Source organism: Methylobacterium sp. NEAU K (genome assembly GCF_030700285.1).
In the GTDB taxonomy this organism is placed as follows: Bacteria; Pseudomonadota; Alphaproteobacteria; order Rhizobiales; family Beijerinckiaceae; genus Methylobacterium.
On record NZ_JAUYZJ010000014.1, the window covers coordinates 25143 to 37743 of the forward strand.

Sequence of the window (12601 nt, forward strand, 5' to 3'; positions counted from 1 at the left end):
GCGAAGTCTTCGATAAGGCCTGGCGGTTCGCGGCCGGAAGGGCGACGACCCACATTTGGATCCCGCACCGCGATATGCTCTGATGCCGCTCCGATCGGGCAGCCTGAGAGCGGCACATGTCGAAGTCGCTGCGATTCCTGCGGAACTGGTTCCTGCTGTCGATCCCGGTCGGCCTGTTCGTCGGGAAGTTCATCAAGGCCGGCAAAGGCCCCCTCCTGCGCGACGATGAGCGTTCCTCGGATTCGTGACACCGCGCGGCCGGAGCGCTGCCTCCAGTACGGGGGGTGTCTGCCCCATCATGCGGCCCTCCTATTCTGCTTTCCTTTGGATACAGTAATCATCAATCGATCATTAGTGAATTTGGCGCATTTTTACTGAAATCGCGCCAAATTGGCCGACATAGCCAGGGTTTTCGGCCATGTCCCGCAACACCCGGCCACGCCTCGGTTTCGTCGAGCGACGTGCCGCCGAACGCAAGGCTACGGCCCTGCTGGCTTTCGCGCATCGTCCGGACGGATCCCGCCTACCCTGCCGGATCCAGAACCTCTCGGATCGTGGCGCGATGCTCGAATTCCTCAGCCCAGACAGGGTCATGCTGGAGGATTCGTTCGATCTCGTGCTGGCCAATTCCGACATGCGCTATGCCGTGAAGCTCATCTGGCGGAAGGACCGGACGGCCGGGGTGCTGTTCTGTTTGTGAGCGCATGGTCGGCTGAATGCGGCAGTCGCTCCGGACGCATCCTCGCCGTAAGAGGCACCTGTCCGAGCAGCCCGCTCCCGTCGACCGTGTGAGGTCGAACAGGCCCCGGAAGCCCAAACACGCGTAGTTCCGCCGACGGCTTCCGGCCCCCGCGTTACAGGCCGCCGAAGTTGGCAACGTCTGTGCCGGTCGCGCGGCCTTCCGTGCAGTTGCGGTGGCGAGCCCTCAGAACGGCTGGGCGGTTACGAGCAAACGCCGGAAATCGCCGTTCGCTTTGAACCCGACGGAGCGCACCCGATGCATTCTCTCCGACTCGGCAGATGCGGACATTTACCGGAGAAAAGCAGCCCCGTTCGATTTAGTGGTGAGCGCGCTGGGACTCGAACCCAGGACCTACAGATTAAAAGTCCGTTGCTCTACCAGCTGAGCTACGCGCTCGCGTCCGGGGACCGCCCGTGGGCGGCCGCTCGGGGACGGCGCGTCCGCAATAGGTGAGCGGGACCGGGGGGTCAACACGGGCGTGTGGGCGGCGCCGACCCCGCGTCGCCGCGCGCACGCTCGACGATACCGCGTGCCTCGTCGAAGGCGGCGTCCGCGTCGAGCTCCGTGGTATCGAGCCGGACCGCGTCGTCGGCCATGCGCAGCGGCGCGGCGGCCCGGGAGGCGTCCCGGGCGTCGCGGGCCTCGATGTCGGCCAGGATCGCCGCGAAGGTCGCGGCCTCGCCCCGGCCGGACAGTTCCAGGTGGCGGCGGCGGGCCCGCTCCTCGGAGGAGGCCGTGATGAAGAGCTTCACCGCGGCCTCGGGGCAGACAACCGTGCCGATGTCACGCCCGTCGAGCACGGCGCCCTGGGGATCGGCGGCGAAGCGGCGCTGCCACGCCAGCAAAGCGCCCCGGACCTCCGGCACCGCCGAGATCCGCGAGGCCGCCTCGCCCATGGCACGATCGCGCAGGCGCGGATCGTCGAGCCGGTCCGCGTCGAGGGCCTGCGCGGCCCGGGTCGCAGCAGCGTGCTCGTCCAGTGACAGGCCGCCATCGATCAGCGCCAGCGCCACTGCGCGGTAGAGGAGCCCCGTATCGAGATGCGGCAGCCCATAATGGACCGCCAGCCGCTTGGCGAGCGTCCCCTTGCCCGAGGCGGCCGGGCCGTCGATCGCGATGACGAACGGCATCGCGTCAGGCCCCGATCCGGCCGCCGAGGGCCTGCATGGTCGGCAGGAAGCTCGGGAAGCTCGTGGCGATCATCGCGCCGTCATCCACCGTGACGGGCGAGCGGGTGGCCAGACCCATCACCAGGAACGCCATGGCGATCCGGTGGTCGAGATGGGTCGCCACGGTGCCGCCGCCGGCGACCGCCGTCCCGTCGCCCTCGACCACGAGGTCGTCGCCCTCGACCGTGTGGCGGACGCCGTTGGCCGCGAGCCCCGCCGCCACCGCCGCGAGGCGGTCGGATTCCTTGACGCGCAGCTCGTGCAGGCCGTTCATCCGGGTCCGGCCCTCGGCGAAGCTCGCCGCCACCGCCAGAACCGGATACTCGTCGATCATCGCGGGGGCGCGCTCGGCCGGGACGTCGACGCCGATGAGGCGGCTCGCGCGCACGCGCAGGTCCGCCACGGTCTCGCCGCCCTCCTCGCGCTCGGCCACGCGCTCGATCCGCGCGCCCATCTCCAGCAAGGTGGTGATCAGCCCGGTTCGCAGCGGGTTCATCATCACGCCCTCGATCACGATGTCGGAGCCCGGCACGATCAGCGCCGCCACCAGGGGGAACGCCGCCGAGGACGGATCGGCCGGGACGACCACGTCGGTCCCGCGCAGGGTCGGCTGGCCGATGAGCGAAACCTTGCGGCCGTGGCCTCCGGGCCCGTGCGGCTCGACGCTCACCTGCGCGCCGAACAGGCGCAGCATCCGCTCGGTGTGGTCGCGGGTCGCCGCCGCCTCGATCACCGTGGTGATGCCGGGCGCGTTGAGGCCGGCCAGCAGAACAGCCGACTTGATCTGCGCGGAGGCGGCCGGGGTCTCGTAGGTTATCGGGATCGCATCCTTCAGCCCGCGCAGGGTCAGGGGCACGCGCCCGCCCTCCGCCTCGGCCAGCACCTGCGCGCCCATGCGGGTGAGCGGGTCCAGGATCCGGCGCATCGGGCGCGAACGCAGGGACGCATCTCCGTCGAAGGTCGCGGTGACCGGCTGGCCGCCGACCACGCCCATCATCAGCCGCGAGCCGGTGCCGGCATTGCCGAAATCCAGCACGTCGGCCGGGTCGGTGAGGCCGCCGATGCCGACGCCGCGCACGCGCCAGCGCCCCTCGCCGAGGCGCTCGACGCCGGCACCGAGCGCCTTCGCAGCGGCGGCGGTGCGCAGCACGTCGTCGCCCTCCAGCAGCCCCTCGACCCGCGTCTCGCCCTGGCTCAGCAGCCCCAGGATCATCGCCCGGTGGGAGATCGACTTGTCGCCCGGCGGACGCAGGCGCCCCTTGAGCGGCGTCCCCGGTGCGGCGGTGAGGGGTTGGGGAGGCGAATCGTGCGACACGGGGCGTCCGTTCAAGGCTTATGGGTTGGCCGGGGTCCGGCGCGTCGCGCGGTATGGCCGCGCCGCTGCAATCGGACCGTGAACTCGCGGCGCGGTTAACACGGGCACCGTCCCGCGTCATCCATCGCCCTGCCGGAGCGGACCGGCCGGAAACCCGCCGTTCCGGCTCGATTGACAGGGGCTGCGCCCGCGACTAACGGGGCCCCTCCCCCGAGATAGCATTGACGACGAGGTGTCCCCCCGTGGCCCGACCGGAACTTGGCTTGAAGCGCCAGTGCATGAGCTGCGGCGCGAAGTTCTACGACCTCGCCCGCGATCCCGCCGTCTGCCCGAAATGCGGCGCGGTCTACCAGGCAGTCGCGACCAGCCGCGTGGCGGCGCCTGTCGTGGCGCGCAACACCACCCCCGACGACGAGGATGAGACGGACGAGAAGGGCCCGGAGCTGGTCTCTCTTGACGAGGTCGAGGCCGCCGAGGACGAGGCGGATCCGACCCCCGAGGACGACACGGTCGAGGACGGGGATGCCGCCGAGGACGACACCTTCCTCGAGGAGGAGGATACCGGCGACGACGATGTTTCCGACCTGATCGACGGCGATATCGAGAACGACGAAGAGAGCTGAGGCGCCCCCTGCCGAGGCTTCGTAGAAACCCCGAAGAAAGCCGAAAAAAGGGGTTGAGTCCTCGGCGAGAGCCGCCTATAGAACCGCCCTCGCCGGACGACATCGGCCGGCGAGACACCGCGGAACCCAAACCGCGGCGGATAAAGTGGGGCCTTAGCTCAGCTGGGAGAGCGCTTCCATGGCATGGAAGAGGTCATCGGTTCGATCCCGTTAGGCTCCACCATCCTCCCCCGCGCGACGTGGCCACATCGGCCTTCCGCGCTGAATTCCGAAGACAGACCGAGCAGCCAGTCAGCACCGCAGACCTCTTTGCCGAGGCCCGTTGTCGTGGACAGACTTATTCAGCGGGTCAGGTGCCCGAGCGGCAAGGCGGTCGTGTACTTCACCTGACCCAGGGCGAAGCTGGAGCGGATGTTGGCTACCCTGGGGATCCGTGTGAGGTGGTCGAGCACCAGCCTCTGGTACTGGCCGAGATCCTCCACCACCACGCGCAGCATGTAGTCGGCCTCGCCGCTCATCAGGTAGCACTCCATAACCTCCGGGCGGCTGCGAACCGCCTCGTCGAAGGCCTGGAGCGCGGCCTGGGTCTGCTTCTCGAGCGAGACGTGCACGAACACGTTGACCGCGAGGCCCAGGCTCATCGGATCGACCACCGCGACGCAGCCGCGGATGATCCCCGCCTCCTTCAGCTCGTTGACCCGGCGCCAGCACGGCGAGGTGGAGAGCCCGACCTGCTCGGCCAAGTCCGCGATGCTGATCTCACTGTCCTGCTGCAGGCGTTCGAGGATGCGCAGACTCGCGGCGTCGAGCTGGGCCGGTCGGGACACCACGTTTCGTTCTCCGGGTTGCTATCGGCATAGTATGCCGCCGATTACCGGGCAGGAGAATTTTATAGCGCCCGGACAGGTGGCCGGTAGCCATATAGGAAAATCGTGATCTCACTGGGCTCGAAGGGTGGCCCAGGCGCTCAGGCACCCGCCTCGTCATTCCGGGGCCGCGAAGCGGAGCCCGGAATCCAGAGACACTGGCAGATCAGGATCTTGCACCGTCCGGGGCCCTGGATTGCCGCTTAAGGCGCCCCCTCCGGGTCCAGGCTCGCCTGCGGCGCCCCGGAATGACGGGGTTCATCGTTCTGCTGCGTCACTTCCGTCAGCGAGGACGAGGTCTCGCAAGCAGAGGAACCCCTCAGAGAAATCCGACATCCGGCGCTCACCCCGCCACGGCAGGAGACACCCCATTTCGGCGGTACGATCGACCGTCTTTAGCCGTCAGCGCGGTGAAACATGCCAATAAACGGCCCCGTGCCACAAAAATTCGGCATGTCGCCCCGCCTCCGAATCCGTATGCTCAGGGCAAAACCGGAGCTGCGCCGATGAACGCCATACCGCCGAAGACCATCCTCGCGCGGTCCGCCGAGGTGGATCACGATCCGGCCGAGACGCAGGACTGGCTGGCCGCCCTCGAGTCGCTGTTCCGCACCGAGGGCGCGGCCCGGGCCCGGTTCATCCTCGACCGGCTGGAGCGGCACTCGAAGGAGATCGGCATCCTCGACGAGGCGCTGCCCTACTCGCCCTACCGCAACACGATCCCGCTGGAGAAGCAGGCGCGCTACCCGGGCGATCCCGACATCGAGGAGCGCCTGACCTCGATCATGCGCTGGAACGCGCTCGCCATGGTGGTGCGCGCCAACATGGCCTACGGCGAGCTGGGCGGCCACGTGGCGAGCTACGCCTCGGCGGCGGAGCTGTTCGAGGTCGGCTTCAACCACTTCTTCAAGGGCGGCGCCGACGGCGACCTGGTCTACTTCCAGCCGCACTCGGCCCCCGGCGTCTATGCCCGCGCGTTCCTCGAAGGGCGGCTCTCCGAGGAGCAGCTGAAGCATTACCGCCAGGAGATCGCCGGCGACGGCCTGTGCTCCTACCCGCACCCCTGGCTGATGCCGGATTTCTGGCAGGTCCCCACCGGCTCGATGGGAATCGGCCCGATCCACGCCGTCTACCAAGCGCGGTTCATGCGCTACCTCGCCGACCGGGGCCTCGCCGACACGTCCGGCCGCCACGTCTGGGGCGTGTTCGGCGACGGTGAAATGGACGAGCCGGAATCGATCGGCGGCCTGGCCCTCGCCGCGCGCGAGAATCTCGACAACCTCACCTTCGTCATCAACTGCAACCTGCAGCGGCTCGACGGACCCGTGCGCGGCAACGGCCAGATCATCCAGGAGCTGGAGAGCCTGTTCCGGGGCGCGGGCTGGAACGTCATCAAGGTGCTGTGGGGCTCGGAGTGGGACGGGATCTTCGCCCGCGACACCAACCATGCCCTGCTCCGGCGCTTCGCCGACACCGTGGACGGCAAGTATCAGACGCTGGGCGCCAAGGACGGCGCCTACAACCTCGCTCATTTCTTCGGTGAGGATCCGGAGGTCCGCGAGCTCGTCGCGCACATGTCCGACGCCGACGTGGACCGGCTGAAGCGCGGCGGCCACGATTTCCGCAAGCTCTACGCGGCCTTCGCGAGCGCGAAAGCCACCAAGGGCCGCCCCACGGTGATCCTGGCCAAGACCAAGAAGGGCTACGGCATGGGTGGGGCGGGCGAATCGCGCATGACGGCCCATCAGGCCAAGAAACTCGACGTGGACGCGCTTCGCGCCTTCCGGGACCGATTCGCCCTGCCGCTCACCGACGCGCAGGTGGAGGGTCTGGCCTTCTACAAGCCGGCCATGGACGGCGCCGAGATGCGCTACCTGCGCGAGCGCCGCGAGGCCCTCGGAGGCGTGCTGCCGGCCCGCCGCAGGTCGGCGCCGAGCGTCGCCGTACCGGCGCTCTCTACCTATGCCGGCTTCGCCCTGGAGGCCGGCGGCAAGGAGATGTCGACCACCACCGCGGTGGTGCGCCTGTTCGGCAATCTCCTGAAGCACAAGGATCTCGGGCCGCGCATCGTCCCGATCGTCGCCGACGAGGCCCGCACCTTCGGCATGGCCAACCTGTTCCGGCAGGTCGGGATCTACGCGCCGCAGGGGCAGCTCTACGAGCCGGAGGATGCCGGCTCGATGCTCTATTATCGCGAGGCCCGGGACGGGCAGCTCTTGGAAGAGGGCATCACCGAGGCCGGGGCGATCTCGTCCTGGACGGCCGCGGCCACCGCCTACAGCGTCCACGGCCTGTCGATGCTGCCCTTCTACATCTACTACTCGATGTTCGGCTTCCAGCGGGTCGGCGACCTGATCTGGGCCGCGGCCGACCAGCGGGCGCGGGGCTTCCTGATCGGCGCCACGGCGGGCCGCACCACCCTCGGCGGCGAGGGCCTGCAGCATCAGGACGGGTCGAGCCACCTCGCCGCCGCCGCGATCCCGAACTGCCGGGCCTACGATCCGGCCTTCGCGTACGAGATGGCGGTGATCGTCGACCGGGGCGCCCGGGCGATGATGGAGGAGGGCGAGGACGCCTTCTACTACCTCACCGCCATGAACGAGAACTACGCCCAGCCCTCTATGCCGGAGGGCGCGGAGGCTGGAATCCTGAAGGGCATGTATCGCTTCGCGGGGCCAGATTCCGGGCCTGCCGCGGTGCGCCTGCTGGGTTCGGGCGCGATCCTGCCCGAGGTGATCGCGGCGGCGGCGCTGCTGGCGCAGGATTGGGGCATCGCCGCGGAGCTGTTCAGCGTCACGAGCTTCAGCGAGCTGGCGCGCGACGCCCGAGCGGCCGAGCGCCGGGCGATGCTCCACCCGGAGACGGACGCGCCGGTGAGCCACGTGGCCGCCCTGCTGCCGGGCTCCACGCCGATCGTGGCGGCGAGCGACTACATCCGGGCCTACCCGCAGCTCATCGCCTCCTATGTCGGCGCCCGGTTCGTGACGCTCGGCACCGACGGGTTCGGGCGCAGCGACACCCGCAACGCCCTGCGCCGGTTCTTCGAGGTGGACCGGCAGCACGTGGTGGTGGCTGCCCTCCACGCACTGGCCGAGGCCGGCACGGTGCCGCGCGCCACCGTCGCCGAGGCGATCCGCCGATACGGCATCGACGCCGACACGCCGGCTCCGTGGACGATCTGAAAAATCCCACCCGCGACCTGATCCTGAGGTGCTGCGTAGCGTAGCAGCCTCGAAGGCGCCTCTCAGCCGGCCGCGCGATCCCTGGAGGGCTCCTTCGATCGCCGGTCACCTCAGGATGGCGGCAAATCGGGCGATCGACGAGCTGTCACAAGTCCTTCGGGAGGCCCGGACGCGGACCTCCCCCCAACCGAACCCATCGTCACAGACTTGCCCAGCCACGGAAACCCGCCCGCATGAGCGCCGCGCTGCAGATCGCCCTCCCGGATATCGGCGACTACCGGGACGTGCCTGTCATCGAACTCCTGGTGAAGCCGGGCGACCGCCTCGCCGTGGACGACCTGATCCTCAGCATCGAATCCGACAAGGCGACCATGGAGGTCCCCTCCCCGGTCGCCGGCACCGTGCGGGAATTGCTGGTCGCGGTGGGATCGAAGGTCTCGGAGGGCACGCCGATTCTCGTGGTCGAGCCCGCGGAGGGGGGCGAGAGCGCATCGGCACCGAAAGCGCCGCCAACCGCGAAGCGACCGGAGGCGGCTGCCGGTGCCGGACAGAGCGCGGGTCCCCTCTCCCGCACGGGAGAGGGAGCCCGTCGCGCTTCGGCCGAGCCGTCGCGGGACGACACGCAGCCGGCAACCGTCGGCGATGTCCACGCCAGCCCGTCCGTGCGCCAGCTCGCCCGCGAACTCGGTGTCACCCTCGACCGCGTGCCCGCCACCGGCCCGAAGGGGCGGATCCTGCGCGAGGACCTGCACGCCTTCGTCAAGGCGGCGCTCCAAGCACCCGCCGCGCCCTCCGGCATCGGTGCCCACCTGCCGCCCTGGCCGGCGGTGGATTTCGCCAAGTTCGGCCCCGTCCAGCGCGAGCCGCTGTCGCGGATTCAGACCCTCTCCGGGGCGAATCTCAGCCGCAACTGGCTGACCATCCCGCACGTGACCAATTTCGACCGGGCCGACGTCACCGAGATCGAATCATTCCGGGTCGGGCTTAACAAGGAGGCGCGCACGCCGCCCGCACGGGTCACCATGGTGGCCTTCCTGATCAAGGCCGCGGCCTCGGCCCTGCGGACCTATCCGCGCTTCAATTCGTCCCTGGAAGGCTCCGACCTCGTCCTGAAGGACTATGTCCACGTCGGCTTCGCGGTGGACACCCCGAAGGGCCTGATGGTGCCCGTGGTGCGCGACTGCGACCGCAAGGGCCTCATCACGATCGCCACCGAGATGGCGGCGCTGGCCGAGAAGGCCCGGGCCGGGACCCTCCCGGGCTCCGACATGCAGGGCGGCTGCTTCTCGGTGTCGTCGTTGGGCGGCATCGGCGGCGATGGGTTCACCCCGATCATCAACGCCCCCGAAGTGGCGATCCTGGGAGCGGCACGGTCGCGGACGGAGGCGGTCTGGGACGGAAAGGCCTTCCAACCCCGCCTGATCCTGCCGCTCAGCCTGTCCTGGGACCACCGCGTGGTCGACGGCGTCGCCGCCGCCCGCTTCCTCGGCCACGTGGCGTCGGTCCTGTCGGACCTGCGCCGCGCCCTCCTGTGACGGCGGCCACGATGCCCGAGATCCACGACATCCGCGTCCCCGACCTGGGGGACTATGCCGACGTGCCCGTCATCGAGATCCCGGTGGCGCCCGGCTCCCCCATCGCCCGCGACCAGACCCTGCTGGTGGTCGAATCCGACAAGGCGACGATGGACATCCCGTCGCCGGTCGCCGGACGCCTCGTGAAGATGCTGGTCGGCCTCGGCGACACGGTTTCGGCCGGCACCCTCGTCGCCCGGGTCGCGGGGGAGGCGGGCGAGGCCGCACCGGCCCAGTCGCCGACCAGTGAGCAGGCGGAGGCGGCCTGTGACCTGCTGGTGATCGGCGGCGGTCCCGGGGGCTATGCGGCCGCTTTCCGGGCCGCCGATCTCGGGCTGCGGGTAATCCTGGTGGAGCGCGACGCGACCCTAGGCGGTGTCTGCCTGAACGTGGGCTGCATCCCATCGAAGGCGCTCCTCCACGTCGCCGCCGTCACCGAGGAGGCCGGCCGCCTCGCCCCCCACGGGATCAGTTTCGGCGCGCCGACGATCGACCTCGACAAGCTGCGCGGGTTCAAGGCCGGCGCCGTGCGCCGCCTGACCGACGGGCTCGCCCAGATGGCGCGCCTGCGCAAGGTCGCGGTGATGCGGGGCACCGCGACCTTCACCGGGCCGAATACGGTCTCGGTCGCTCTGCAGGAGGGCGGCGCGCGCGCCGTCACCTTCGCCAGCGCCATCGTGGCGGCCGGCTCCTCCCCGGTCGCCCTGCCGATGCTGCCGGCGGATCCCCGCATCGTGAACTCGACGGGCGCGCTGAACCTGCCCTTCGTGCCCCGCCGCCTCCTGGTGATCGGCGGCGGCATCATCGGCCTGGAGATGGCGACCGTGTACAGCGCGCTGGGCGCCCGGGTCGACGTGGTCGAGCGCCTGGAGAACCTCCTGGACGGCGTCGACCGCGATCTCGTGGCGATCTGGACCAAGCGCAACGCCCATCGCTTCGACCGGATCCGGACCGGGACTGAGGTCGTCTCGGCGACAGCCACCGCGGAGGGAATCGCCGTAACCCTGTCGGGCGAGGCGCAGCCGCAGACCTACGACCTCGTCCTCCAGGCAGCCGGCCGGCGCCCGAACGGCGCGGGGCTGGGCCTCGACCGCGCCGGCGTGGCGGTGGAGCGCGGATTCGTGCCGGTGGACGCGCAGATGCGCACCAACGTGCCCCACATCTTCGCGGTCGGCGACCTCGTCGGGCAACCGATGCTCGCCCACAAGGCGGTGCACCAGGGGCACGTCGCCGCCGAGGTCGCGGCCGGCCACAGGGCCGGCTTCGACGCCGCGGTGATCCCCTCCGTCGCCTATACCGACCCGGAGATCGCCTGGGCCGGCCTCACCGAGGCAGCCGCCAAGGCCGCCGGCCGGTCCGTGGAGGTGGCGCGCTTCCCCTGGGGCGCCTCGGGCCGGGCCATCGCCAACGGCGCCGATTACGGCCTGACGAAGCTGCTGTTCGACGCCGGGACGAAGCGGATCGTCGGCGGGGCCATCGTCGGCCCGAGCGCGGGCGACATGATCGGCGAGATCGCCCTGGCCATCGAGATGGGGGCGGACTCCGCCGATATCGGCCGCACCATCCACCCGCACCCGACGCTGGGCGAGACCATCGGGATGGCCGCGGAGGCCGCTCTCGGCCTCTGCACAGACCTGCCCCCCACCGCACGGCGATAGCGGCGGCCGGACTCACGGCGCGGCACGTGAGCCTCGACCGGCCGGCCTTTCTTGGCTAAGCCTGCGGCGTCGAGATCAGAGGTATGACGGCGGTCCCGTCCGGACGGTTGTTCTGGACGAAGACCGACCATATCCAGAGAAATCTGGGAACCCTGACGGGAGGATTCGGATCGAGATGAGGCGGCGTGCCGGACTGTTCTCTTGGGAGACCTCCAATGCCGAGCCTCTATTTTACCAACATCGATAGTCGGGTCGTGAATTCCTGTCTTTCATCCCTTGCCCGCCGCGGCTGGGCGATCCGCCTCAGTCTCGTGGCGGCCCTGGCGGCTCTCCCGGTGCGCGTTTCGAACGGCCTCGCGGCCGAATCGCCGGCCCCCGCCGAGGCGGGCTCCGCACCGCGGCCGGATAGCGGTCCCGCGGCCTTGATCGCGTCCCTGAAGGGCCGGGTGCTCGCCGCCCACAGCGCGACGCTGGCGCTGGAGAGCTGGTGCGCGGAGTACGGGCTCGCTGGCGATCCACACCTCGTGGCCCTGCGCCTGCCCGTCGCGGACAAGCCGCTCACCGCCGCGCAGCGCACCCGCCTGGCGATCGGCCCGGACGAGCCCGTGCGCTACCGCCGGGTCCGCCTCGCCTGCGGCGACCGGGTCCTGTCCGAGGCGGACAACTGGTATGTCCCGGCACGCCTCACCCCCGAGATGAACACCACCCTGGACGGGACGCGCACGCCCTTCGGCCGGGTCGTGCGTCCCCTCGACCCGGTGCGGCGGACCGTGGCGGTTCGCCCGTTCGCGCAGCACCCGGAGCCCGGCCCAGACGACCCGCTGTTCGAGGTCGACGCCGTACTGGTGTCGGGCGCCGGCCAGCCGTTCTGCGAAGTCGTCGAGACCTATCTGGGCGGTGCGCTGCCCGAAGCTTCGCGGTAGGAAGCCTCAAGAGACGAGTCGGGAGGATTGAGGATGCGTCCAGCGTTCCGTCGTGCGGTCTTGGCCCTGCTCGCGGCGGTGCCGTTCTGTGCCTCGGCCCGCGCGGCCGACCCGGCCGGTCTCTGGCTCACCGAGACCGGGAGTTCCCGCGTGCGGATCGCGTCCTGCGGCGGCGGCTATTGTGGCACCATCGTCAGCGCCCCCGGCAAGGGGCTCGACGTCAAGAATCCCGACCCGTCCCTGCGCAGCCGCAGCGTCGTGGGGGTCCAGATCCTCAACGCGCCGCACGCGGACGGATCGGGCTACAGCGGCTCGCTCTACAATCCCAACGACGGGAAGACCTATTCAGGCTCGCTGCGCCTCACGGGTCCGAACGCCCTCGAAGTGTCGGGCTGCGTGATGAGCGTGTTCTGCAAGCGGCAGACCTGGACACGGGTCAACTAAGCGGCCCCGGGGCCCGGCACGGATTCCTAAATTGTGACCCTGTGTGCCAGCGCACACAGCACGTCTCCCGCTCCATCCTCAAGGGATCGATTGCGCGCGATCGAA

Annotated in this window: 11 protein-coding genes and 2 tRNA genes; 9 read left to right on the forward strand and 4 right to left on the reverse strand. The window is 69.9% G+C overall.

Annotated features, from left to right (window positions below; translation table 11 throughout):
- Positions 1-116: 116 nt before the first annotated feature.
- On the forward strand, positions 117-248 hold the full coding sequence (locus tag Q8W67_RS13260; RefSeq protein ID WP_305546143.1) for a hypothetical protein: 132 nt from the start codon (positions 117-119) through the stop codon (positions 246-248).
- Between the two features lie 170 nt (positions 249-418).
- The gene (locus Q8W67_RS13265; protein ID WP_305546144.1) at positions 419-700 is read left to right on the forward strand and encodes a PilZ domain-containing protein; all 282 of its coding nucleotides are present in this window, start codon (positions 419-421) and stop codon (positions 698-700) included.
- Positions 701-1062: 362 nt separating this feature from the next.
- On the opposite strand, the gene Q8W67_RS13270 is transcribed toward Q8W67_RS13265, so the two are convergent.
- The 3 genes from Q8W67_RS13270 to aroA form a co-directional block, all read right to left on the reverse strand.
- Positions 1063-1138 (reverse strand) — tRNA-Lys (locus tag Q8W67_RS13270).
- A 71-nt stretch (positions 1139-1209) separates the two neighbouring features.
- Entirely contained in the window at positions 1210-1872 is a 663-nt protein-coding gene (gene cmk / locus Q8W67_RS13275) for a (d)CMP kinase (RefSeq protein WP_305546147.1), read from the reverse strand.
- A 4-nt stretch (positions 1873-1876) separates the two neighbouring features.
- Positions 1877-3226 carry a 3-phosphoshikimate 1-carboxyvinyltransferase gene (gene aroA, locus Q8W67_RS13280; RefSeq protein ID WP_305546149.1) on the reverse strand — a complete coding sequence of 450 codons (1350 nt, stop codon included), beginning with the start codon at positions 3224-3226 and terminating at the stop codon, positions 1877-1879.
- A gap of 242 nt (positions 3227-3468) precedes the next feature.
- Between aroA and Q8W67_RS13285 the strand changes: the two genes are divergently transcribed.
- Both Q8W67_RS13285 and Q8W67_RS13290 read left to right on the forward strand, forming a co-directional pair.
- Positions 3469-3849: a TIGR02300 family protein gene (locus Q8W67_RS13285; RefSeq protein ID WP_305546151.1), complete on the forward strand. Its 381-nt coding sequence runs from the start codon at positions 3469-3471 to the stop codon at positions 3847-3849.
- A 147-nt stretch (positions 3850-3996) separates the two neighbouring features.
- Positions 3997-4072 (forward strand) — tRNA-Ala (locus Q8W67_RS13290).
- A gap of 118 nt (positions 4073-4190) precedes the next feature.
- On the opposite strand, the gene Q8W67_RS13295 is transcribed toward Q8W67_RS13290, so the two are convergent.
- Positions 4191-4679 carry an Lrp/AsnC family transcriptional regulator gene (locus Q8W67_RS13295; protein ID WP_305546153.1) on the reverse strand — a complete coding sequence of 163 codons (489 nt, stop codon included), beginning with the start codon at positions 4677-4679 and terminating at the stop codon, positions 4191-4193.
- 542 nt (positions 4680-5221) lie between these two features.
- Here Q8W67_RS13295 and mdeB point away from each other — a divergent pair.
- From mdeB to Q8W67_RS13320, 5 genes are all read left to right on the forward strand, one after another.
- On the forward strand, positions 5222-7897 hold the full coding sequence (mdeB, locus tag Q8W67_RS13300) for an alpha-ketoglutarate dehydrogenase (RefSeq protein ID WP_305546155.1): 2676 nt from the start codon (positions 5222-5224) through the stop codon (positions 7895-7897).
- Between the two features lie 233 nt (positions 7898-8130).
- Positions 8131-9432, forward strand: a complete 1302-nt coding sequence (locus Q8W67_RS13305; protein ID WP_305546157.1) for a 2-oxo acid dehydrogenase subunit E2 — start codon at positions 8131-8133, stop codon at positions 9430-9432.
- Positions 9433-9443: 11 nt separating this feature from the next.
- Positions 9444-11129 carry a dihydrolipoyl dehydrogenase gene (gene lpdA, locus Q8W67_RS13310; protein WP_305546159.1) on the forward strand — a complete coding sequence of 562 codons (1686 nt, stop codon included), beginning with the start codon at positions 9444-9446 and terminating at the stop codon, positions 11127-11129.
- A gap of 215 nt (positions 11130-11344) precedes the next feature.
- A complete protein-coding gene (locus Q8W67_RS13315) occupies positions 11345-12052 on the forward strand; it encodes a hypothetical protein (protein ID WP_305546161.1) in 708 nt (235 codons plus the stop codon).
- Between the two features lie 33 nt (positions 12053-12085).
- Positions 12086-12496, forward strand: a complete 411-nt coding sequence (locus tag Q8W67_RS13320) for a DUF2147 domain-containing protein (protein WP_305546163.1) — start codon at positions 12086-12088, stop codon at positions 12494-12496.
- Positions 12497-12601 lie beyond the last annotated feature (105 nt).

What these genes read in the sequence shown, in the direction of transcription:
- Q8W67_RS13260 (WP_305546143.1), top strand. Translation starts at nt 117, where the DNA reads ATGTCGAAGTCGCTGCGATTCCTGCGGAACTGGTTCCTGCTGTCGATC.
- Q8W67_RS13265 (WP_305546144.1), top strand. Translation starts at nt 419, where the DNA reads ATGTCCCGCAACACCCGGCCACGCCTCGGTTTCGTCGAGCGACGTGCC.
- cmk (WP_305546147.1), bottom strand. Translation starts at nt 1,872, where the DNA reads ATGCCGTTCGTCATCGCGATCGACGGCCCGGCCGCCTCGGGCAAGGGG.
- mdeB (WP_305546155.1), top strand. Translation starts at nt 5,222, where the DNA reads ATGAACGCCATACCGCCGAAGACCATCCTCGCGCGGTCCGCCGAGGTG.
- Q8W67_RS13305 (WP_305546157.1), top strand. Translation starts at nt 8,131, where the DNA reads ATGAGCGCCGCGCTGCAGATCGCCCTCCCGGATATCGGCGACTACCGG.
- lpdA (WP_305546159.1), top strand. Translation starts at nt 9,444, where the DNA reads ATGCCCGAGATCCACGACATCCGCGTCCCCGACCTGGGGGACTATGCC.
- Q8W67_RS13315 (WP_305546161.1), top strand. Translation starts at nt 11,345, where the DNA reads ATGCCGAGCCTCTATTTTACCAACATCGATAGTCGGGTCGTGAATTCC.
- Q8W67_RS13320 (WP_305546163.1), top strand. Translation starts at nt 12,086, where the DNA reads ATGCGTCCAGCGTTCCGTCGTGCGGTCTTGGCCCTGCTCGCGGCGGTG.